Annotated in this window: 26 protein-coding genes; 12 read left to right on the forward strand and 14 right to left on the reverse strand. The window is 52.6% G+C overall.

Features of this window, described 5'->3' with window-relative positions; genetic code table 11:
• Positions 1-726 carry a YwiC-like family protein gene (locus tag NYE48_RS03830; RefSeq protein WP_212950138.1) on the forward strand — a complete coding sequence of 242 codons (726 nt, stop codon included), beginning with the start codon at positions 1-3 and terminating at the stop codon, positions 724-726.
• Positions 727-795: 69 nt separating this feature from the next.
• On the opposite strand, the gene clpP is transcribed toward NYE48_RS03830, so the two are convergent.
• Together clpP and NYE48_RS03840 are read right to left on the reverse strand one after the other, a co-directional pair.
• Positions 796-1,383 (reverse strand): ATP-dependent Clp endopeptidase proteolytic subunit ClpP, encoded by a 588-nt coding sequence (gene clpP / locus NYE48_RS03835; protein WP_036715762.1) that lies wholly within the window; start codon positions 1,381-1,383, stop codon positions 796-798.
• Positions 1,384-1,428: 45 nt separating this feature from the next.
• A complete protein-coding gene (locus tag NYE48_RS03840; protein ID WP_340996971.1) occupies positions 1,429-2,097 on the reverse strand; it encodes an RNA polymerase sigma factor in 669 nt (222 codons plus the stop codon).
• 306 nt (positions 2,098-2,403) lie between these two features.
• On the opposite strand from NYE48_RS03840, the gene yunB reads away from it, so the two are divergent.
• Positions 2,404-3,258, forward strand: a complete 855-nt coding sequence (gene yunB / locus NYE48_RS03845) for a sporulation protein YunB (protein WP_340996973.1) — start codon at positions 2,404-2,406, stop codon at positions 3,256-3,258.
• Between the two features lie 71 nt (positions 3,259-3,329).
• On the opposite strand, the gene NYE48_RS03850 is transcribed toward yunB, so the two are convergent.
• On the reverse strand, positions 3,330-4,415 hold the full coding sequence (locus tag NYE48_RS03850) for a M23 family metallopeptidase (RefSeq protein WP_036708947.1): 1,086 nt from the start codon (positions 4,413-4,415) through the stop codon (positions 3,330-3,332).
• A gap of 154 nt (positions 4,416-4,569) precedes the next feature.
• Between NYE48_RS03850 and lipA the strand changes: the two genes are divergently transcribed.
• Together lipA and NYE48_RS03860 are read left to right on the forward strand one after the other, a co-directional pair.
• Positions 4,570-5,475 carry a lipoyl synthase gene (gene lipA, locus NYE48_RS03855; RefSeq protein WP_052146915.1) on the forward strand — a complete coding sequence of 302 codons (906 nt, stop codon included), beginning with the start codon at positions 4,570-4,572 and terminating at the stop codon, positions 5,473-5,475.
• A 44-nt stretch (positions 5,476-5,519) separates the two neighbouring features.
• Complete coding sequence (locus NYE48_RS03860) at positions 5,520-5,867, forward strand: YutD family protein (protein ID WP_340996976.1); 348 nt, start codon at positions 5,520-5,522, stop codon at positions 5,865-5,867.
• Positions 5,868-5,931: 64 nt separating this feature from the next.
• Here the strand turns inward: NYE48_RS03860 and NYE48_RS03865 are convergent, their stop codons facing one another.
• Positions 5,932-6,735 carry an NAD kinase gene (locus NYE48_RS03865; RefSeq protein WP_339322326.1) on the reverse strand — a complete coding sequence of 268 codons (804 nt, stop codon included), beginning with the start codon at positions 6,733-6,735 and terminating at the stop codon, positions 5,932-5,934.
• A gap of 69 nt (positions 6,736-6,804) precedes the next feature.
• Positions 6,805-8,052 carry a sporulation integral membrane protein YlbJ gene (ylbJ, locus tag NYE48_RS03870; protein ID WP_340996977.1) on the reverse strand — a complete coding sequence of 416 codons (1,248 nt, stop codon included), beginning with the start codon at positions 8,050-8,052 and terminating at the stop codon, positions 6,805-6,807.
• A gap of 459 nt (positions 8,053-8,511) precedes the next feature.
• Here ylbJ and NYE48_RS03875 point away from each other — a divergent pair, with 459 nt between their 5' ends.
• On the forward strand, positions 8,512-9,213 hold the full coding sequence (locus NYE48_RS03875) for a DUF2225 domain-containing protein (protein ID WP_036708959.1): 702 nt from the start codon (positions 8,512-8,514) through the stop codon (positions 9,211-9,213).
• Between the two features lie 48 nt (positions 9,214-9,261).
• Here NYE48_RS03875 and NYE48_RS03880 read toward each other — a convergent pair whose 3' ends face one another.
• Together NYE48_RS03880 and NYE48_RS03885 are read right to left on the reverse strand one after the other, a co-directional pair.
• Complete coding sequence (locus tag NYE48_RS03880) at positions 9,262-9,492, reverse strand: hypothetical protein (protein WP_339322323.1); 231 nt, start codon at positions 9,490-9,492, stop codon at positions 9,262-9,264.
• The gene (locus tag NYE48_RS03885; protein WP_212950146.1) at positions 9,489-9,659 is read right to left on the reverse strand and encodes a YycC family protein; all 171 of its coding nucleotides are present in this window, start codon (positions 9,657-9,659) and stop codon (positions 9,489-9,491) included. Before NYE48_RS03885 ends, NYE48_RS03880 begins: the two co-directional genes overlap by 4 nt.
• A 130-nt stretch (positions 9,660-9,789) precedes the next feature.
• On the opposite strand from NYE48_RS03885, the gene NYE48_RS03890 reads away from it, so the two are divergent.
• Both NYE48_RS03890 and NYE48_RS03895 read left to right on the forward strand, forming a co-directional pair.
• Positions 9,790-11,589, forward strand: coding sequence for a M3 family oligoendopeptidase (locus tag NYE48_RS03890; RefSeq protein WP_340996981.1), 1,800 nt, complete (start codon positions 9,790-9,792; stop codon positions 11,587-11,589).
• A 275-nt stretch (positions 11,590-11,864) separates the two neighbouring features.
• Complete coding sequence (locus NYE48_RS03895) at positions 11,865-12,272, forward strand: O-methyltransferase (protein WP_341000595.1); 408 nt, start codon at positions 11,865-11,867, stop codon at positions 12,270-12,272.
• Between the two features lie 150 nt (positions 12,273-12,422).
• On the opposite strand, the gene NYE48_RS03900 is transcribed toward NYE48_RS03895, so the two are convergent.
• A complete protein-coding gene (locus NYE48_RS03900) occupies positions 12,423-12,662 on the reverse strand; it encodes an alpha/beta-type small acid-soluble spore protein (protein WP_036708966.1) in 240 nt (79 codons plus the stop codon).
• Positions 12,663-12,908: 246 nt separating this feature from the next.
• Entirely contained in the window at positions 12,909-13,886 is a 978-nt protein-coding gene (locus NYE48_RS03905) for an aldose 1-epimerase (RefSeq protein ID WP_036708969.1), read from the reverse strand.
• A 478-nt stretch (positions 13,887-14,364) separates the two neighbouring features.
• Between NYE48_RS03905 and trpS the strand changes: the two genes are divergently transcribed.
• Positions 14,365-15,354: a tryptophan--tRNA ligase gene (gene trpS / locus NYE48_RS03910; protein ID WP_340996983.1), complete on the forward strand. Its 990-nt coding sequence runs from the start codon at positions 14,365-14,367 to the stop codon at positions 15,352-15,354.
• Between the two features lie 6 nt (positions 15,355-15,360).
• On the opposite strand, the gene NYE48_RS03915 is transcribed toward trpS, so the two are convergent.
• Positions 15,361-15,537 carry a hypothetical protein gene (locus NYE48_RS03915; protein ID WP_197069942.1) on the reverse strand — a complete coding sequence of 59 codons (177 nt, stop codon included), beginning with the start codon at positions 15,535-15,537 and terminating at the stop codon, positions 15,361-15,363.
• Positions 15,538-15,772: 235 nt separating this feature from the next.
• Here NYE48_RS03915 and NYE48_RS03920 point away from each other — a divergent pair, with 235 nt between their 5' ends.
• A complete protein-coding gene (locus tag NYE48_RS03920; protein WP_036708971.1) occupies positions 15,773-15,985 on the forward strand; it encodes an alpha/beta-type small acid-soluble spore protein in 213 nt (70 codons plus the stop codon).
• Positions 15,986-16,215: 230 nt separating this feature from the next.
• Here NYE48_RS03920 and NYE48_RS03925 read toward each other — a convergent pair whose 3' ends face one another.
• Entirely contained in the window at positions 16,216-17,199 is a 984-nt protein-coding gene (locus NYE48_RS03925) for a metal-dependent hydrolase (protein WP_036708974.1), read from the reverse strand.
• 305 nt (positions 17,200-17,504) lie between these two features.
• Between NYE48_RS03925 and cyoE the strand changes: the two genes are divergently transcribed.
• Positions 17,505-18,440, forward strand: a complete 936-nt coding sequence (gene cyoE / locus NYE48_RS03930) for a heme o synthase (protein WP_340996985.1) — start codon at positions 17,505-17,507, stop codon at positions 18,438-18,440.
• Positions 18,441-18,648: 208 nt separating this feature from the next.
• A complete protein-coding gene (locus NYE48_RS03935) occupies positions 18,649-19,260 on the forward strand; it encodes an SCO family protein (protein WP_036708978.1) in 612 nt (203 codons plus the stop codon).
• Positions 19,261-19,359: 99 nt separating this feature from the next.
• Here NYE48_RS03935 and NYE48_RS03940 read toward each other — a convergent pair whose 3' ends face one another.
• The 3 genes from NYE48_RS03940 to NYE48_RS03950 form a co-directional block, all read right to left on the reverse strand.
• Positions 19,360-19,710, reverse strand: a complete 351-nt coding sequence (locus NYE48_RS03940) for a toprim domain-containing protein (protein WP_212950159.1) — start codon at positions 19,708-19,710, stop codon at positions 19,360-19,362.
• Between the two features lie 174 nt (positions 19,711-19,884).
• On the reverse strand, positions 19,885-20,043 hold the full coding sequence (locus NYE48_RS03945) for a hypothetical protein (protein ID WP_156124547.1): 159 nt from the start codon (positions 20,041-20,043) through the stop codon (positions 19,885-19,887).
• Between the two features lie 123 nt (positions 20,044-20,166).
• Positions 20,167-21,339, reverse strand: a complete 1,173-nt coding sequence (locus NYE48_RS03950; protein WP_340996991.1) for an MFS transporter — start codon at positions 21,337-21,339, stop codon at positions 20,167-20,169.
• A 212-nt stretch (positions 21,340-21,551) separates the two neighbouring features.
• Here NYE48_RS03950 and NYE48_RS03955 point away from each other — a divergent pair, with 212 nt between their 5' ends.
• Positions 21,552-22,004: a hypothetical protein gene (locus NYE48_RS03955; protein WP_212950162.1), complete on the forward strand. Its 453-nt coding sequence runs from the start codon at positions 21,552-21,554 to the stop codon at positions 22,002-22,004.
• Positions 22,005-22,021 lie beyond the last annotated feature (17 nt).

Here is a 22,021-nt window from a genome sequence, read left to right on the forward strand (position 1 = left end):
ATGAAAAAAAGTCATATGGTCATTCCAAGGGAACATGGCGGCTGGGCTATGCTAAGCGTCCCTTTTCTCACCGGCATGTCTGCGGCCAAACCGACGCTCCTTCATCTCCCGCTGTTTTTGGCCTGGCTGCTGCTGTACATGGCGTCGTATCCGCTGCTGCAATCGCTGAAAAAGACGAGTAACCGCGGGAGATGGCTTTCCTGGGGGATCGGATATGCGGCGGCAGCGGCCATTTTTCTTGTTCCGCTTTTGATATGGAATCCCTGGCTGGCCGGTTTCGCCCCCGTGCTGATCGTCCTTGTGTTCGTGCCGGTATGGCATGTCCGACATAAAGCCGAGCGGGCGTTCGCCAACGATATAAGCGCCATCTTGCTGTTCTGCACCGGCGGGGCGGCGGCTTACATGCTGGGCGGAGGGACCTGGGGCAGGGAACTGCTGGAGGTTATGCTCTATAATTTTTTGTATTTTACGGGCACCGTATTTTTCGTTAAATCGGTTTTCCGGGAACGAAAAAATAAACGCTGGACGGTTTACTCGCATTTGTACCACGTCATCGCGCTCCTGCTGCCGTTGTTCACCTTGAACCCGTGGATGTGCCTGGCGTTTCTTTACCCTTTGGCGAAGGCGCTGGTTTTTTCCGGCAAAACGGTAAAGCCGATGAAGGTCGGCATGATGGAGATCGCCGGATCCGTGCAATTTTTGGTTTTCTTTTTGATTTGGCTTTAAACGCGAGAAAAAGCGGCCCGAGGCAATTCATGCTTCGGGACCGCTTTTTGCCTTATTGTTTTTTCGCGCTTAGGTCAGCGGCTGCGTAATGATTTTGTCTACCATCCCGTATTCGAGGGCTTCCTGGGCGGTAAGGAAGAAGTCGCGATCGGCGTCTTTATATATCTTTTCCAGCGGTTGGCCGGTTTTTTCGGCGATGAATTTGTTGACTTTTTCTCTCGTTTTAAGGATCCGGCGGGCGGAAATTTCGATGTCGCTGGCCTGCCCCTGTGCGCCTCCTAGCGGCTGATGCAGCATAAATTCGCTGTTCGGCAGGGCATACCGTTTGCCTTTGGCGCCGCCGAGGAACAGGAATGCGCCCATGGAAGCAGCCATGCCCATGCAAATCGTGCTTACCTGCGGCTTGATGTAATCCATCGTGTCGAGGATCGCGAACCCGGATGTGATCGATCCGCCCGGGCTGTTGATGTACAGCGAAATTTCTTTGTCCGGATCGTCGGCGGCGAGGAACAGCAGCTGGGCGATGATGCTGTTCGCCACTTGGTCGTTCACCTCGGAACCGAGGAAAATGATCCGGTCTTTCAGCAACCTGGAGTATATATCATACGAGCGTTCCCCAAGACGGGATTGCTCGACGACGTAAGGAATCGTGTTCATGCATGCAGCCTCCTTCGGGTATTCAAAATGAGCCTTGCGAAAGGGCTACGCCGCACGCAAACGAAGGGATATGGGCCCGCTTCCGGATGGATGCGCACGCCGCTGCGCAGGTTCTGCTTGCTTGACCTTCCGCAGTTGGACGGCCAGCCGCTTAAGCAGCTCGGGCTGTTCCATGCGGATGGCAACGAGCAGCTGCCGCTGGAACCAATCCGCATCGACGGGCTCCCACTCCTGGGCGGAGGCGGGGGGGTCCGGAAGCTCTTCTCCGTTTACATTGTGGCGCGCCCGATGCAAAAGCGATTTGACGGCCGTTTCGCTCGTTTCGAGCGCATCGGCAATATCGGACAACTTGTATTCGAAGACATCCTTCAGCACGAAGGCAAGCAGCTGCTTGGGCGTCAATCGCTCCATCAGCGTCTCCAGTCCGCTGAGCAAAAGCTCCAGCGGTTTGTCGGAGGACGGTTCGTCTACGGACTGGCCCGTCGTTTCGCGCCCTTTTTTGCGCAGCTGGTCAATCCAGTGGTTGCGGGCGATCGTAGCCAACAGCGGGAAGCTAGGCGTTCGTTTGCCTGAAGGGTCCTTTTGGCAAAATCTCAGCGCCTTGAGCATGGAGTCGTGGGCCAAATCCTCGGCGTCCCAAGGATTGCCGGTCACGCTCAGGCAGAAGTGCTTCAGTTTCGGGTAAACGTCTTCCATTTCTTTATGGATTAACATGTTAATCACTCTCCTTGAGAGGCCTCTACATAATAAACGTTTGGGATGGCGTTAAAGGATACGGGCGCGCAAAAAAATTTACGCAGCCTTTTTCCCATTATACCCGTTCGCGCATGAAATTCCTTCTTCATCAAAGAACGGCAGCCCGTTTCCTGGCAAACCGGAAGGGGCCTGAACAGAATGATCGGCCTCGTTCGCAAAAGGCATGGGCTTCATGGCCCGGCCCGACTTTGTGGGTTATTTCGGTGGACAGGGACATATGCTGTAAGGTAGGCAACCTCTTCTTCAAAGGAGGGATGGGCGAACATGAGAAGAAGGGCGAGATGGCGAAGCAGAGGCGCCAATAAACCGCGCAGCAGACGGAAGGTATGGCTGATCGCCATATTGGTGTGCCTTATTCTTCTTCTGCAATTTTTTGCGTACGTGGAAAACCACATGAAACCCCCGATCATGCATCTGGCCAAAATCCGCATGAAGCAAATCGGAACGGACGCCATCAACGAAGCCGTCGCATCGCAGGTGGCCAAAGGGGAAAACGCGGAAGAGCTGATCGACTGGAAAATGGACTCCTCCGGCAAAGTATCCGGCTTTATGCTGAATTATGCCGAACATATGAAAATCACGTCGGAGACGTTCAAAGTCGTGCAAAATACGCTGCAAAACAAACATATGCTTTCCGAAAGCATCCCGCTGGGGCAGGCGCTGGGCAGCCCGATTCTTGCTTCCTTCGGCCCGAACGTTCCGATTCGCGTCGAACCGCAGGGGGCCGTCAAAGTGGAGCTGAACACGAGGGAAAAAGACGCCGGCATCAACATGGTGCTGGTCGAGGTTTTCATCCATGTCACCGTGGAAGTGGCGGTCGTCATTCCGTTCGACATGGAGCCGGAGGTGATCGATACGGAAATTCCCGTTTCCTATCTGATGGTCGTCGGGGACGTGCCGATGTATTACTACAACAGCCAGGGCCAACCCATCGGCAGCAACGGCGCCAATGCGCCGAACATCGCGCTGCCCGGCATTGCCGGCCAAGGGGCCACATCCCACAAGAACGGGGCCGGGGACACAAGCGGGGGAGCGGCCGCGGTGCCGGGACGATCATCGACAGATTCCGGCGAAAACGCTGGGAACGCCGAGACCGGGGAAAGCCCAGCGCACAAATAAAACAATCCCCTCTCTGGCAAAGCAACCATGCCCGGCCTTGAAGAGGGGATCATTTTTTGTGTGTCTTGAATTTAACGGCCGGCTTTTCTTTTGGCCTTGATTGCCTTCCGTTCCTCTGCCTCCCAGTGGCGCAGCAACGGGTAAGGATCAAACGACCATTCGGCCAATCCGCTGTCGCGGTAAATGCCGTAATGGAGATGAGGCGGGAATTTGCCTTGGGTGCCCGGCTTGCCGTAACCGGAGCTGCCCACCCAGCCGATCGTTTGGCCGGGCGTGACGATGTCGCCCTGATTGAGGCTTTTCTCGAAGCCTTGCAAATGCGCGTAATAATGGTACCGGTTATCGAGGTCCCGAATGCCGATGCGCCAGCCCCCAAACGGGTTCCAGCCTTTCAGCTCCACGATGCCATAGCAGGTGCTGCGGACGGGGGTACCGTACGACGCGAAAATATCGGTTCCTTCATGGATGCGGTATCCGCCCCAGCTTCGCCCGCTGCCCCACGTGTCCCGGTACGAATACGAAGCCGAAACGGGGAGCGGAAAGGCATGTCCGGACAAATCGAGGGTTTGGAATTTTTCGTACAGCTTGGAAAACTGCAAAATGCGCTGCACCGACCGGCCGTTATGATAATACTCCCATAAGGCGATGCCAAAGTCATCCTCGGATTGACCGTGCCGAAGAAGATAGGAGGCCATGCTGTAAAGCACGTCCATATCGTCGTTCATGTCGGCGCGTCCGTCTCCCGACCCGTCTTTGCCGTAGCCGTTGAAGATGCTGATGGAACGGGGGTTGCTGTCGTTCCGGTCGGGATTGAACATCCCGCTCCAGACCGGTTCGTTCATGTAAATGCCGGTCAGCCGTTTCGGGTGGCTGCGGTCTTTCGGATGGGCTTTGGTGAGCGTATGCTCGTACTGGTCGACCGCGGCGATCCGGTACCATGGAATCCGGGTGGTCGCCGCTATTTTATCGTAAAGCTTTTTTCGAGAGGCAAGTACGTCCTCCCGGCTCATCTTGTCCAAAGATTCGGCGGTTGTAGCGGATTCGGGATCGGGGCTCCCCAAAGCAGGACAAGCCGCGGTACCGAAAAGAATCGCTGCGGCGGTTGCGCTAATCAACAAGCGGCGCGCTTTTTTCGGCTTGAATTCGGATTTTTTCATCGTTAACCTCCTGCTGGCAGCTTTTATCGAAGTTTCCGGACGTAACGGTCATAAACTTAGATTGATACAAGGGAAGTCATTTTATCCCGGGTAGAGAAATGGAAGTATTTTGGGGTATTTCATGATATAATATGGGGCATGAAGCAGTAAAACCATGAAGCGAAAGAAGGTCAGATCATTGCCTAAACAAACCGTCAAGGAACCAAAGCCGGACTGGATTCGCATCAAACTGACAACCGGTGACAATTATCAGGAAATCAAGAGCATGATGCGCTCGAAGACACTACATACCGTGTGTGAAGAAGCGCGTTGCCCTAACATATACGAATGCTGGGCGAACCGCACGGCGACTTTTATGATTTTGGGCGATATTTGCACGCGCGCCTGCCGCTTTTGCGCGGTCAACACGGGAAAACCGACCGAGCTGGATCTGCAGGAGCCTGAGCGCGTTGCGGAAGCCGCCGAAAAAATGGGGCTGAAGCATTGCGTTGTCACAAGCGTTGCGCGGGACGATCTTTCCGACGGAGGCGCGATGATTTTTGCCGAAACGATCAAGGCTATCCGCAAACGCCTGCCGCTGTGCAGCGTCGAGGTCCTCATTCCCGACTTTATGGGGAACTGGGACGCGCTGAAGGTCGTGATGGATGCCAAACCGGATATTTTGAACCACAACATCGAAACCGTGGAGCGCATGTCGAACCGCGTCCGCGCGAAAGCGAAATATGAACGCTCATTGGAGCTGTTGAAAAAATCGAAGGAGCTGCAGCCGGATATTCCGACCAAATCGAGCATCATGCTCGGCGTAGGGGAAGAATGGGACGAGATCTTGCAGGCGATGGACGATCTTCGCGCCGTAGACTGCGACATCATGACCATCGGCCAATATCTGCAGCCGTCGCCGCAGCATCTGAACGTCGTAAAATATTATCATCCCGACGAATTTGCCAAGCTGAAGGAAGAAGGCATGAAGAGAGGCTTCAGCCACGTGGAATCCGGACCGCTCGTCCGCAGTTCCTACCATGCCCACGAGCAGGTCAAATCGGCGGCAAGCCATAAATAAAATCAATTTATTCATTTGAGCAGTGGAAGGCAGGGGGAGCACATTTGATTCTGATAGGCGGAAAAAGCTACGAGCTGCTGAAAGACCATAAAAACGGCTGGAACCCTGAAGCCTTTCGCGACCGTTACAGCGAAGTGCTGGACCGTTACGATTACATCGTCGGAGACTGGGGTTACAACCAGCTGCGGTTGAAGGGATTTTACCGGGATAAGCATCCTAAAGCCACCAAAGACACCGCTTTTTCCGGCATGGTGGACTACATTAACGAATACTGCAATTTTGGATGTGCTTACTTCGTTCTGCAAAAGAACCGGGACGTTCAGCCGAAAGAGAAGGACAAGGAAAAAGATAAAGATAAAGAAAAGCCCGAAAAAGCAAAAGGCGGTTCCTAATAGGGAGCCGCCTTCGTTTTGCCGAAATCCATGTATGAACGGCCCGCAGGCCGGGTTATGCATTTTAACCCAGGAAGGCCTCCCTGACGCGGTTCCAAAACGGAAACGGGCGGTAACGGGCAAAGCTGACCTTTTCCTTCGCGACCTGGCAGCGCACCGAAATCAAATCGTCCACTTGAATGTTGATATGGTCGATCGTGAGCAGCAGCCGCTGTTCCTTTCGCGAAAAAATGTCGGTATGGTGGTGTTTCGGCAGCAGCAGGGGAGATCCCATCGTTCGGAACACGCGGTTGTTGATCGACGCGATTTCCGCAATCTGCAGCGCCTCGATCGTCGGGTGCACCATCGCGCCGCCAAGGCTTTTGTTGTACGCGGTGCTGCCGGTCGGAGTCGAGATGCATATCCCGTCGCCGCGGAACATCTCAAAGGTCTGGTCATTGATGTCCACCTGGGCGACGACCGTGCCGTCCATGCCTTTCAGCGTAAACTCGTTTAAAGCGATATAAGAAGTATTGCCCGATTTCCGGTGGATTTCCAGCTCAAGCAAAGGATATTTCACGATCCTCGGCCGGACCGAGCCGGACTTGCTGGCGGAACTCATCAGCTCGACGAGCTGCGGGAGCTCGTCTGCCTGCCAATCGGCGTAAAAGCCGAGATGGCCGGTATGGACGCCAACAAAAGCGATATCGGGAATATGGTCGATAAACGTATGGAAAGCATGAAGCATCGTCCCGTCGCCGCCGATCGAAACGACGATCTCGGGGGATTCGGCATCGAGCCGAAAACCGTGCTTGGCCGCCATCTTGTGGAACTGCTCACTTAAATCAACGGATAACTGATCACCGCGATCCAGAACATAATATCTCAAGAGAGTTAAGCTCCTTTATTTGGGGATATAAAGATCATAAACAATATCGGAGCATAACACAACGTTATTTCACCTTTCCGCATGCAGCCGCCGCCAGATCGAGCGAACGAACGTCCATAACAGCGAGGCTGCGGTAATGAACGCGATCAAGAGGCAGAAGTACGCCAACCGGTCTGCAAACGCGCCGGGAGCCCACGCAAACCCCGGGTCCGGCACGAAGGGCTGGAATGCAGGCGCAGGCAACAGCTTGCCCATCACCGGATTCCACAGCAGCAGGACAAGCGCCGCCGCCAAAACGGCATGGATCAGGCGGGCAAACATAAACGGCAGGTAGCGCAAATTGGTGGCATGCAGGATGCTCGCGATTTGCGCATGAACCGAAAGGCCTCCCCAGGATAAAATAAACGCCGCCGCCGCCGCTTTGAAGGGCAGTGGAATGGAAGCCGCCGCTTCTCCGGCGGAACGGGCGCCAAGCGTCACCTCAAAAAGCCCGCCCACAAGGGCCTCGGACAGCGAAGCGGGAAAACCCCCGATCCTCAGCAAATGTTCCAGCACCAGGTACAAGCTTCTCATCACGCCGGCCTGGGTCAGAAGCTCCAAAAAAACCGAAAAGAATACGACTAGCCCTCCGACGACAATAATAAGCTTTAATGAGGATTCCACGGCCTGCCGCATCATTTCGCCCAAGCTCCGGCCGTCTTCCATTCTTGCATGATGCATCGCCGCAAAAGCACGCCGAATCCGGCTGCGCCGATCCTTTGCGTTTTGCGCCGATTTGCCCGAAGCCGCGGGCATGCTATGCCTGCTCCCGTGGAAGCGCATGAGCAGCCCGATCAAAAATCCGCCGCCGTAATGGGAAATCGCCAATATAACCGCCAGTTTGGGGTCATGGAAAAATCCTACGGAGACGGCTCCGATCAGAAAAATCGGATCCGAAGACGTCGTAAAAGCGACGAGCCGCTCGCCTTCGTCCCTGGTCACCATGTTCTGTTCCCACAGCTTGGCCGTCAGCTTGGCGCCGATCGGGTAGCCGGATACGTAACCCATGGCCGCAACGAATCCTCCGCTGCCGGGAATCCGGAACAACGGCTTCATCAGCGGGTCGAGCAGCGTCCCGAACAAATGGACGACGCCGAAGCCAAGCATGATTTCCGAAATGATAAAAAACGGGAACAAGGAAGGGAATAGGACGTCCCACCATATCTCAAGGCCTCGCAAGGCGGATTCCAGGTATGCCCCCGGGAACAGCATCATGAGTAGAAGGAGCGCGGCAAGTGAAACGATCATGAGCGGAAGACCCAGCTTTTTTACGGACATAGTCACACCTTCCTGTTCATGGGTCAATGGAAATGAACCTGTATACCCAAAATTTATGTTTCGCATCGGACAAACAGTACAAAAAAAGTCAGAAAGCGTTTACAAAAACGGGTGTTTTTTTGGCGAATGTATGTTAAAATATACAAACAAAACCTCAATTTAAAGGATTAAATTTGAATATATGGATGGAGTGATGGGATCATGAGTATTGTCGCCGGTGTTCTGGTCTGCGCCTTCGTGTATGTCATTCGCGCCTCACTGGTCCATCCTGGGGAAGAGGATTGGAGCAGCTACTAATCATTATCTTGAAGGAGCTAAACAAACGTTTAGCGCCTTTTTTTGTTTTTTGATATACTTGGAAATGAAACCATGCGCCTCTTCGGCTTTTGGGTCCTGCCTGCTTGAAACACCATGGATCCACAGACTATAGAACGAAAGACATGAAAGGAACGTGGGGATGTGGCTTTAGAACCTCTTTATACCATTAAAGTGACCTGCAGTTTTTGCGAACATGAATTTCAAACCTCGCGCGTCCGTCCCAGCTTCAAGAAAGCCATCCGGACCGATTCCGACTTTTGCGCGTATTACAAGGACGAAAATCCGGATTACTACGTCGTCAGGGTATGCCCCAAATGCGGGTTTGCCTCGACGGAAAACTCGATGGAACGGCTGAACGATTCGCAAAAAAGGCGGTTCGAAAGCAGCATCAGCAGCCGCTGGACCTGCAAGGACTTCGGAGGGCGCCGGAATTGGGAAGCGGCTTTGGAAACGTACAAGCTCGCTTTGCTCGTCGCCCAGACGATCGGTGAAAGGGAGCGGATCATCGCAAGCCTGCTTCACCACATCGCCTGGCTGTACCGGTATAAAGGAGACGAAAAACAAGAGCAGCGTTTCCTGAAATACTGCCTGGAATCATACATAAAAGTTTATGAACTCGAAGGCGTGGGCGCAAACAACGCCCGTCTTTTATATTTGATCGGGGAGCTGAACCGCAGAATCGGCGCTTTTAACGAAGCGGTCCGTTGGTTCTCGCGGGTCATCAACGACAAAAACATCATCGACGCGGCCATGATCCGGGCCTCCCGCGAACAATGGGGCGTTCTCCGCGAGCAAATGCTGGCCCGCAAACTGGAGCTGCCGTCCGAAATGAATCCGGCTTAAGCAAACAAAAACACGCATGACTCATGCGTGTTTTGCGTACAAAGACGGTTATCGGACAGGCTGGTCGAAGCGAAGATAGTCGTTATCCGTTTCGATGACGTTCAACCTGCTGCTGCAGCAGGGGAAAACCACCAGCTTTTTGCGGCCTTCGTTGACGGTTTTCAGTTCGCTTGGCTTCAGGTTCAACCTCACGTTCCGGGCACCGCAGAAAGGGCATTCATGCACATAGATGTCGCCCATCTGTTTGTCGTAAGGCCAAGTATGCGAAAAAGGGATCATGGCTTGTCCTTCTTTTCCGCTTCTTTGGCATCGGCCTGTTCTTTGCCGAGCTCGGCGATTTTTTGCAGCAAAATATGCTGCGGCATGTGCATGAGATGTTCGAGCGGCACTCCCAGTTTTTCGGACAGCTTGACGGCCGTTTCCGGCGAGATTTGCAGTGGTTTCATGGCAAGCATCCCTCCATTCGGATCTATTTCAGTCCCTTTGGGACCTGTTTGCAGGATTGTTCCCTTACGTAATACACCTTATCACGAAAACCGTTCAATTGAAATCCTATTCAAAGAAAGGTGATTGTTCATGAATAACCCATTGAAATTGACCTGGGATTTGGAATCCATTTTTCCTGGAGGTTCCTCTTCTTCGGAGTACCAAACGTTCCTGGATACGCTCGAGAAGGATCTCCGCCAGCTGAAGCAGGACGTGGAAGCCGCCCAAGCTCCGGCCAGCGTTCAGGAGACGGAAGCGTTCGACGCGATCGTCGCCTCGATGAGCAGCTGCATTTCCCGCCTTTCCGAAGGCAGCGCGTTCGTCAGCTGTTTGCAGGCACAGGATCAGAGCGATAAAAAAGCCGTTCAGCTCTCCGGCCGCATCACCGGCTTGCATGCGCTGCTCAGCACGATTACCACGCAGTTCGACGATCTTCTCGCCCGCACGGACGACGATACTTGGAAAGCTTGGATGCAGCGCGAAATGGTGCAGCCGATTTCCTTCGTCCTGAATGAAAGCAGGGATCAGGCACGCGAAAAGATGAGCCCTGAGCTGGAAAGCCTGGCGCTGGATTTGGCCGTAGACGGTTACCATGGCTGGGGCGACCATTACGATACGGTGGTCAGCCATATCAAAATCCCGTTCGAAAAAGACGGGGAGACCGTGCTGCTGTCCGCGGGACAAGCGCATAACAAACTGCATGACGCGGATAAGGAAGTTCGCGACTCCATGTTCGTCAAGTGGAAGGAAGCATGGGCCGAGAAGGCCGATTTTTGCGGGGACACGTTAAACCATCTGGGCGGCTTCCGCTTAAAGCTGTATGAGCGCCGCGGCTGGAACGAAGTATTGAAGGAGCCGCTCGCCATCAACCGCATGTCCAAGCAGACGCTGGACGCGATGTGGGGCGTCATTCAGGACAACAAGGCGATGCTGGTCAAATATATGGAACGCAAGGCCAAGCTTCTTGGCGTCGACAAACTGAGCTGGGTCGACGTCGAAGCGCCGATCGGCAAGGTTTCCTCCACCGTGTCTTACCAGGAAGCGGCGGAAACGATCGTGGAGCAGTTCCGCAAATTCAGCCCGAAAATGGCCGATTTTGCCGAAATGGCTTTTGACAAGTCGTGGATCGAGGCCGAGGACCGTCCCGGCAAACGCCCTGGCGGGTTCTGTACCTCCCTGCCTGTCAGCAAAGCGACGCGGATTTTCATGACGTACAGCGGCACGGCTTCGAACGTGTCTACGCTCGCGCATGAGCTGGGACACGGATATCACCAGCACGTGATGGACGACCTTCCGGTATTCAACCAAAACTATGCGATGAACGTGGCCGAAACGGCTTCGACGTTTGCGGAAATGATCGTTTCCGACGCCATGGTGAAAAAAGCCGGCGACGAGCAGGAAAAGCTTGCGCTGCTTGAGGACAAAATCCAGCGGAGCGTTGCGTTCTACATGAACATTCACGCCCGTTTCCTGTTCGAAACCCGCTTCTACGAAAAACGCAAAAACGGATTGCTTAGCGTCCAGGAGTTAAACGATTTGATGGAAGAAGCGCAAAAAGAAGCGTTTTGCGACGCTTTATCGGCTTATGAGCCGACATTCTGGTGCTCGAAGCTGCATTTCTACATCACCGGCGTTCCTTTCTACAATTTCCCGTACACGTTCGGATATATGTTCAGCACGGGCATCTACGCGCAGGCGCTTCAGGAAGGCAGCGGCTTCGCGGACAAATACGATGCGCTCCTGCAGGATACCGGCGCCATGACCGTCGAAGAGCTGGCGAAAAAGCATTTGAATGCGGATTTGACCGGACGGGAGTTCTGGCAAAGCGCTTCCGATCTCCTCAAACAAGACGTGGAAGAATTTTTGGCCATGACCGATTCTCTGGCTTAAGGCCTGCTTGGACTTGGCACGGAACGACAAAAACAGGAAAAACCGCCCTGAATGGCGTTTTTCCTGTTTTTTTGCGTTTGAAAGGAAAAATCAAGGATTTTGTCATATAAACCAGAATTATATCGGAATCTAGACGAAAAAAGGATCGAAAAAGCGAAAGTGTTAGGAATAAATACCCAATTATGTTTTATATTGTTGTCTGTTTTGGTACCCTGTCTTATAATGAGTCATAAGCCCTAATTATTTTGGCGAAAGTTGAAGAGAGGAAGAAGGAAATGATGAAAACTGAGCAATTATCCCTAGCAAGACAACTTGATCTGGTCTTCAAGGAACTTGAAGAAGAGCTTTCAGGCCTATCGTCAGGAACGGTGTTTGTGCAAATACGAAATAACACCATCGGCAAATTCGGGATTCGTCATCATCCGCTGGAGGGAAGAAACGGAGAGCTTCGATCCGAGAATTCCGGCCTGACTCCGGTTCAATATTCTTCATTCCGCATCATGGCGCTTGAAAGCCTGAAGTACAAACGCCACTGGACGCACGGCGAAATCAGCTATGAGTTTGCGGTCCGGCAGGGCTCGATCATCGTCGACGCCATTTTGGAGTCGAATTATAACATGGCGAATTTAATGATCCGCTATCCCAGACATACATATTCAGATTCATTGACCGAAGTTTTTTAACCAGATACGCTCACCAGCTTGAAGCAAGCAAAAAAGGCAACCTCGAAGGCTGCCTTTTCTTGCGGACGTTTTGGCCGCAGGACGGCAGGTATGGCTCACGCCTTGCCGCCGACCGACATGATATCACATTATACAAATGCCGAAAGCAGATTATTGACGACCGGAAAGCTGCTGTTCTGCGATTTGTACCAGACGTTTCGTGATGTAACCTCCCAAAGAACCAGTCTCGCGGGAAGTCATGTTGCCGTAGTATCCGTCTTGAGGGATTTGAACGCCAAGCTCTTGAGCAGCTTCAAACTTCATTTGTTGAAGAGCTGCGTTAGCTTGAGGAACCACCAGGTTGTTGGAACGGTTGCCGCGTCCTTGGTTTTGTTGTCCTGCTTGACCCATGATTGTCACCTCCTTTGAACTTTATGGTGTTATTATGGTTTTAAAGATTTGAAAACATGCGGCAAAAGAGAACGAAAAACGGTGGGAATATTTTACATGCTTAAGGCCTTTGTTGAAAAATGGGGGCATCCCGATTTTTCGTCGAAAACAGCTTGTACGGTTTGACAGTCAAATTTGCGTTTTTTCGTAAAAAGGCGCCCCTTCGACATATGTCGAAAGGACGCCTTTTGCGTAATCCTTCGTATGTTAAGACCCTGCAGGGTACACCATATCAAGATGCAAATCCATTTCAACCGCTTGCCCGGGCTCCAGCCGGATCAAGCCCGTGACGTCGGGTCCCGCATCCAGATTCGGAGCGTTCGGGAGCCAGGTGTAAGGCTCGATGCACAAAAATTCCTTGGCATCGCCTTTGGTATATAGGACCCAATGCTTATAGTATTGCGGATCCGCCGAATATTGAAGCCCGTAACCGTCGCTGCGCATCAATGTCGCAACGGCCGGCTGGCCTTGTCCGATCCGGAAAAGCGTGTCGAAATTCGTTCCTTGAAGGTTTAAACCTTCATTAAGTTGTTCCAAAGGCCCCAGCGGCAGCACTTCGCCCGTCGTCAACAAATCCTGATCCAGACCGTAGACGGCGTCCACCGGAAGTTTAAGCGTCCATTCTTCGGGTTGTCCATCCAGCAGGAACCACGTATGGTACCCGATTCCGAAAGGCACGGGCTGATCTCCCAAATGGGTCACCTTAAAATGCTGGGTCAATCTTGCCCCCTGCAAACGCATCGTGGCTTCAAGCTTCATCGGTGCCGGAAACTGCCGCATCCAATTCGGATCGTCCGCGGTCAGAAATTCCGTGGTTACCGCGCAGCCTTCTTCGTCTTCTTCGATATCGCTGACTCTCCAAGGTTGCGTGCGGTGCAGACCATGGATATGGTTGTCCCCGGCCGTGTTGCGGTCGAATTGATACTGGCGGCCTTCATATTCGAAGTGCCCCCCGCGGATTCTGCCCGGAGGAATGAGCATCGGCATGCCGAAATGATAGGGTTTTTGCATATAAAATGCCAAATCGTTTTCATCGGGTGTTCTTAAGACTTGTCGGTTCTGGATGTTGTCCCAGATGGAAATCACGTTGTTCCCCAGCCACGGCAGCAGCGTGACTTCAAGCTCGCGACTATGAAGGATGTAAGTATCGTAACCATTCCATTGCCCTTTGGTCACTTGTTTCATATCGATGCTCCTTTTCCAATCTTTGAATTCAGTTCGTTTACGGTCACTTTAAGATATCATAACAGATTTTGCGACGGTTCGTAAAAAAGAGGTTTGACAATTTGACAAGTTCAGCGATATCATAGGCATTGCATAAAGGCTTTCAATGATTATACGAACACGATGACAGGGACAAGTAAGCAAAGGCGGCATAACCTTCAGAAAGCCGGTGGTTGATGCGAACCGGTGGAGCCGATTTTGCCGAATGGACCCTTGAGTGCCGAGTTGAACGGAAGCGGTAAACTTCCCGCGTAGGCCGGCCGGCTTATTCCACGTTAAGGAATCGAAAGGCTTCCAGTACATGGGTGTTGCGTACGCTTCGTATGCATGATCGTTTCCATGCTGGCGGCAAAAAAGGGTGGCACCACGGTCTCACGTCCCTTGCGGGCGATGGGGCCTTTTTTGCATACACATAAATTAACATTTGGAGGGATATTTCATGAAAAAGGTACTTTCCGGCATTCAGCCGAGCGGCAAGCTGACGCTGGGCAACTATATCGGCGCCATGAAAAACTTCGTCAAGCTGCAAAACGACTACGCCTGCAATTTCATGGTCGTCGACCTGCATGCGATCACGGTTCCTCAGGAACCGGCGGCGCTTCGCGAGCAGTCGGAGGCGGTAGCGGCCTTGTTCATCGCCGCGGGCATCGATCCCGATAAAGCCAACGTATATATGCAGTCCCATGTACCGCCGCACGCGGAGCTGGGCTGGATTCTGACGACGCTCACTTCGATGGGCGAGCTCGAACGCATGACGCAATTCAAGGACAAGGCTGCCGGAAAAGATTCGGTCGGGGCCGGCCTGTTCGTGTACCCGTCGCTTATGGCGGCCGACATTTTGGTGTACAATGCGGATCTGGTGCCCGTCGGCGAAGACCAGAAACAGCATCTGGAGCTGACCCGCGATTTGGCGGGACGGTTCAACCACCGCTTCGGCGAATATTTTACGATCCCCGAGCCGTACATTCCGGAAGTGGGCGCACGCATCATGTCATTGGACGACGCTTCGAAAAAGATGAGCAAAAGCAATCCGAATCCGGGAAGTTATATCGCGCTTCTCGATACGCCGGATGAGATTCGCAAAAAAATCAGCCGCGCCACGACCGATTCCGGCAGAGAGGTCCGTTTCGACCCTGCCGAAAAACCCGAAATCAGCAACCTGATGAGCATTTTCGCGGAATGTTCGGGCATGTCGATCGCCGAGATCCAAAACAAATACGAAGGGCAAATGTACGGCGGATTTAAGAAGGATTTGGCCGAGGCGGTCGTTTCCGTGATTGAACCGCTGCAAAAGCGATACTACGAAATCCGGGAGTCCGGCGAGCTTCACGATATCCTTCAAAGAGGCGCCGAAAAAGCAACGGAAACCGCATCGCGCACGCTTTCGGACGTGAAAGAGCGGATGGGCTTCCTGCTGCCGAAAAAATAAACGGGTTTACGCTTCGTTGGAACGGTTCTTTTTGGCCTTGACCACAAAACCCCAGCCGATGTTGCAGATGGCCAGCACGCCTAACAATAGGGCGATCCATCCGTTATGGCTTATGGCAATGGCGCAGGCACCCAAAAGGAAAATGGACGAGCATGCAAACCAAAGGGACAAACCTTTACTCATGTAAAAAACCTCCAGACAAGATATGAATTCTGTTCTGTATAACTCTTAAAGACGGTGACATACTAAGCTTGCAAGTTCGTTACTCACTTGAGGATACTGCAAAGATCCGAACGGGACGTTGGGCGGGAGCAGGCTTGAGCGATGTGCTTGTGCCGGATTCGGCGCCTGAAGGGACCCGTTGCCGGATGTTTGCAAATTCCGAACTCACATGCAGAATAGAAGGGAGATTTTTATTATGGGTCAATCTCGTTCTAACAATCTGGTCGTTCCGCAAGCAAGAACAGCTTTGCAGCAAATGAAAATGGAAGCTGCGCGCGAGCTGGGGGTTCAAATTCCCCAGGACGGTTACTACGGTAACATGACCTCCCGCGAAACAGGTTCCCTTGGAGGATATATTACCAAGCGTCTGGTCCAGTTGGCCGAACAATCGTTGCAAGGCCGTCAATAATCCGATATGTCCCAGGCCCGAAGCGCATGAAGCGTTTCGGGCTTTTTAACGTGGCTCTGCGGGAGATCGTTTTAAGCAATGCAGCTCCCTGCTTGCGGTGAATCCTTCGCGCGAAAACGCTCTTACGGTGATTCTCTCGTACCGAAAAGCATTCGTCAAGCCGAAATCGGGAAGACGCCAAAAAAAGCCGCCCCCTTAAAAGGAAGCAGCTTCGGGTTGATCCGGGCGCATCAGCCCGAATTGATGGACAGTCTTTTATCCATTTTTTTGGCGCTGAGCCATCCAACGTACGTGTTGATCGGTTGATACTGTTTATCCATGACCAAAACGGCCACGAACGGATATTGCTTGCGGTGGCGGTAACGCACGTCGGCCCAGCGGACGACGTAACCCCAAGGCAGGTTTTCGACTTCGGCCACGGCAAACGAGGTGAAGTAAAGAAACGCCTGGACGTCGGGATGACGCTTGGAATGCTCGACGGCCGGATGCTGCTCGGTGCGGGCGTGTTTTCGCCACTCCAGCTCATTTCCGTTCAGCACCCCGATTTCGTAGCTGCCGTCTTTTAAAGCCTTGACGACATGCCATTTATGGAAGGTGACGGTCGGGATGACGTAATAACGGTCGCCTTCCTGGCGGGAAACATCGAGACGTTTGACCTCGGCCGTTTTCATGGAATGGACGATGGTGCGCCATACGTAATACAGGGCCGTCAAAATGTATAATCCCGTGAACAGGGGAGCGGGCTGCATCGCTCCCGTGCTCCACAGCAGAACGGCCGCGGCATGCGTCGAAAAAATAAACGGATCGAAAATATGGATAATGTTCCAGGATATCCAGCGTTCCGAGAACGGGCGTGCGGCTTGCGTACCGTACGTATTGAACAAATCGCTGAACACGTGAACGCAAACGGCGATCCCGGTCCAGAGAATGATATGCCCTGCTGGCACGCTCCTGAACAACATCGCCAAAATGCCGCTGATCAGCGCGGTCCAAATGACGAGAAAAGGAAGCGAATGCGTAATGCCCCGATGGTTCTTCACGTAGAGGGCATTGCTTTTGACGCGCAAGAGCCCGTCGAAGTCGGGGGCCTGGGAGCCGATGACCGTGCCGAGAAGCACGGCGGTGGCGAGCATGGGGCTGCCGGCGACGGCGGGATCGACGTAAGCGAGTCCGGCCAAACTGAGGCCCATGACAAAATGTGTGGCTGTATCCATCTCCATGTCTCCTTCTTGTTGTTCTTATTTCCATTGTAACAAAACCTGAAAATGCATTCCTGCCCCGACGGGGCCATTCGTGTGACCATTTTGCGAATAGTGCAACAATCTTCCTTATAATAGTTACTACCCACTTTTGGATGAATATATAAGGGTTTGACCATACTAATTTGTGTCACCGAATTGTCAAAAAGGTGAAAGAATTTGCAGAGGATTGTCAAACACTTTTGGCTTTTGATATGATAAACTTTATAGCGGAGGCTTCAATTCCTCCAGAACGACAGAATAAGGAGGATTCTAAAGGCGTGGACAATCATTTAAGTTACCAGGCTCCTTCGGATTCCGCGACCCTTTCCATCAAGCAAACGCCGCCGAATTCATCGGCTACATGGAAAGATTTCATTACACTTACAAAACCCGGGATTATCCGGTCTAATTTAATTGCTGTTTTTGCAGGCTACTGGCTTGCTTCCCAGTGGGACATTCAATTCGGGAAATTGATCCTCACGCTGCTGGGAACGGTGCTCGTGATGGCCTCCGCCTGTGTATATAACAATTATTTTGATCGAGAACTCGATATGAAAATGGAACGCACACGGAACCGTACGCTTCCAGCCGGTCGCCTGAAGCCCTCGATTGTGTTATGGTATGCATTTATCCTGGGGGTCCTTGGACTGGCGGATCTTTTTATTTTTTCGGGAGTTCTTGCCGGTATTTTCGGGCTCGTCGGCATGTTCGTATATGCGATCGTGTATACCATGTGGCTGAAACGCTCATCGACATGGAGCACGTCGATCGGCGCCATCTCCGGTGCGATGCCTCCGGTCATCGGCTACGTCGCCGTGACGCAGAGCGTCGATCTTGGAGCTTTTCTTCTGTTTGCATTGCTCTTTCTGTGGCAGCCGCCGCATTTCTGGGCGCTTGGCATTCGCCGCGTTGAAGAATACAGAGCCGCGGGTTATCCGCTTTTGCCTGTAGTCAAAGGCATCAAAAGAACCAAAATCCAGATCATTCCGTATCTGGCGCTGCTTGTTCCCATTCCGATCCTGATGTATGTGTTTGGTTATACCGGCATTTATTTCGCGATTATCGGAACGTTGCTTTCGCTCTTCTGGCTGTATCTCAGCGTCAAAGGTTTGACGGCTAAAGACGACGACGCTTGGGCGAAAAAATTGTTTATCTTTTCGATCAATTTTTTGACGTTGAGCCTGATCGTCATGATTTTGAATACCGTTCATTAACCAATATATAACCGGACAAATCCCATGGATGCATGGGATTTTTTCTGGAAAGCCTTCAATTTCCGACAACATCGAATATGGCCCGGGACGGCAGGGAAAAGGATTGAAATCAGGTAGAAGCTTTCGGGCGTCTACCTGAATTTACAATAACCGTTTGCTTCAAGTTGGCGGACAGCTTGCGAGCGGATCGTGGGAGGAAGAATGGAACATGTTGAAACGCTATAAATGGACATGGATTCTGCTGGCGATCATCGTCATTTTGGCGGGATATCTGGTTTATGCCGGTACGGGGATCGGGAAATCCAAGCTGCCGGTACTCGGGGAAGTCGAGGACTTTTCCTTCGAAAACGTGGACGGCAAAACGGTAACCCGCGACGACACCAAAGGAAAAGTCCGGCTTTTTTATTTCTTTTACACCAGCTGCCCGGACGTATGCCCCGTAACGACGTTCCTGCTCTCCCAGACGCAGAAGCAGCTGATTAAAGACGGAACGTTCGGCAAGGATGCGGAATTCGTTTCGATCTCCTTCGATCCCAAAGTGGATACGCGGGAAAAGATCAAAGAGTTTGCGGATAAATTTTACGTCGATTACAACGGATGGTATTTCCTGCGAGGGGAAGACCAAAAAATCAGGGATGTCGCCGAAAAGTCGTTTAAAATCGCGATCGTAGGCGACAACAAGGACAACTTCGCCCACTCCAACATCATCGCTCTGGTGGACCGCGACAATAAGGTGCGCAAGCTGTACAACGCCAACGACACCGATAACGTCACCGCGGAAGCGCTGGCCAAAGACGTCGAGGAGCTGGCGAAGCAATAAAAGCATACACGGGCAATCGTAAGCGCCGATCATTCACCTATGAGTTATAGGTTGAGTCGAAAGGCGCTTTTTTTGCGTGCATGAACGAAGAAGTGATCGTCACGGAATCGGAGGAAATTCCGGGTAAATGATGAATTCTTCAAGTCCCGCTTTTTCGAGCTGGGCAACCAGGTATTCGTCAGGCGTACCCTCGACCCCGGGATAACCTCGCCTCGTATAAATATGTCCCGCATCGGGAAACGCGTCGCGGAGCACGCCGCGGATTTTTTTGCCCGAGCTGTCGTTATCCATAAAAAGATAAACCTCTTCGTCCTTGATTTCTTTGCGCAGCGATTCGAGTTTGTTGGAATTGAGCGTGCCGAAGGTGCACACGATCCGGACGTCCTCGTGAAGCAAACGGCGGAGCTTGCTGCGGTCGTTTTTACCTTCGACGATAATGTAAATGGCCATGAGTTCACCTCGGGTAAGGAGAGACGCTGCCGTCTCCTATCGAAATTCCCCGGGAAATGTTGAAAACAAACATCGTCCCCGGTTTCTTTTAGTGTAGCTCTTTTCATGGCCGTCATGCAAAAAATAAGACGACCGGCCTTGGCAGGCAGATCGTCTATTCAGGTTTTCCCTAAACTAACACCAGAAGGCGCGCAAAATGATGACCAGCAAGATAAAGAGCACCAGAACCACTCCGACATTGCTGCCTACGCAAGGCGAAACGACCGGTGCAGTCGCTACTGGAGCAACCGGCGCTACGGGACCGCAGCCGCAGTGTCCCAAATGATGACCCATACCTATCACCCCGCTCTCGTTTATGTCGCATGACACAATGTATCCTATGTGGGTATAAGGCATAAGTTTTGTGCAATGGCCCATTCGCCCTGATTTAGGTTTTTACCCATATGGGACGATCGCTCATGAAGCCGGCGTCTGCTTCGCGTTCGGATACAGCAGGGAACCGGGCTTGCGGCTTGTCGGGATCATCATCAGCCCGAGCATCAGGAGGGCAAACGCAATAAAATACGGCGACACGAAGTCGCGAAGCTGCCCCGCCGCGATGGGCCCGATAAAAGAGCCGATCGACATGGCGATGGACTGCAGCGAAAAAACCCGGCCCAGCTTGCTGCCGCCGCTTAGTTGAATAAACAGCGAGGCCATGGCGGGGAAAATGATCCCCTTGGCCGTTCCAAGGATAAACAGCGTCACCGCAAGCGGTATGCTCTGAAAGGCTGCCAGGCCATAAAAGCAAAGCGCCAGCAGGAAAATGCCGCCCAAGACTCTTTTGAAGGGGGAGTACCGGTTGACGAAAAGCATGCTTAGCGTCAATAACGCGCCGATGCTCATGACGGAAAACAGAATGCCCGTCGACATGATGCCGTCCATGCCGGTGGCCCGCAGCGGAAGCTCGAAAAACAGAATTCCCTGCGAGCATGAGATAACGAACGGCAGAATATATATGCGCCAGGGGACCTGGAATTTGGTGGCCGGGGAAATTTGGGCGTCCATTTCCGGCGTATTGCCGGAAGGGCGAACCGCTGTTTGCAGCCTCCGCGGAAGGCTGAACATGGCCATGACGCCGGTAGCGATCAGAAGCCAGCCAAGCCCCTGGAACGTAGCCGAATACCCGGCTTTGGCAACGATAAACGCCCCTGCTGCAGGGGACACGACGGAAGCTAACGTGTGCACGACGCCGTGGCCGGACATGAATTTGCCCTGGACGACTTTATCCGAAGAAAGCGAGGCGAGCAGCGCAAGGCAGGCAGGGGAAAGAAAGGCAAGCACGAAACCGCTGACCGACCGGAGCGCCAGCAGCTGCCACGGGTAATGAACGAAAGATTGGAGCAGCAGCACGATGCCGGCCGACACGAGGCTGAATATGATATAACGTCGGCTGCCATGTTTGTCGATCACCGTGCCTGCGATCAGATTGCCCGGCAAATGCGTCAAGGCGTAGATGCCCATCATCCAGCCGATAAAAACGGGCGCCGCCCCGAGGGACACGGCAAACGGCGTTAATATGGGGTATTGGGCATGGAGATCGAAAAAAGCGAGAAACAAAAACATGTACAGCCAAATGGCGGTTTTCACTTGAGGCAGCTCCTTTCCGGCGAAGACAAGTCATAATATACCTTTACGCTTGTACGTCCCGTATTAGACCCGAATTTTCGGGTGGTGCCCGCAGCATCCTCCGAATACTGGGAGGGCGACGTGGCGGCGGGCTGACAGGCCATGTTCCGATCATGTATAATAAGAACGTCTTTATTCTGATACCAAGCTTTAGCTGATGGGAGTGAATGTGAATGAATACGCAGGTATGGTCCGATTTCTTGCAGCAAAACTGGCTGGTAATCCTTATTGCTCTCATTGTGCTGTTCGTGGTCCTGAATCTGGTGAAGACCATGGTCAAATGGGCGATTGCCGTCATCATCGTCGTGGCCTTGGTGGTGTACAGCGGCGTTTCCCTCGATCAAATCAAGGACGTGGTGAATGACGTGAAGACGGAAACCGTGGATACGCTTAAAAGCGAAGCCACGAACCTCATGATGAAGGAAGCGAAAGAGGCAAAATATACATCGGATGCGGCTGGAAACTTTACGATCACGACCCCCAACCTGGAATTGAAAGGCCAGAAGGGGAAGGAAAAGGTGGAGGTTTCGCTGCGCGGCGTTTCGCTTGGCGAGTGGAAGATCAGCGATACGGTCAAGTCGTTTATCGAGGAATCGAAGAACAACACCAATGTTACTGCGAAATAAAACAAGAAAACGATCAT

Source organism: Paenibacillus sp. FSL M7-1455 (genome assembly GCF_038004655.1).
Taxonomy (GTDB): domain Bacteria; phylum Bacillota; class Bacilli; order Paenibacillales; family Paenibacillaceae; genus Paenibacillus_AQ; species Paenibacillus_AQ cookii.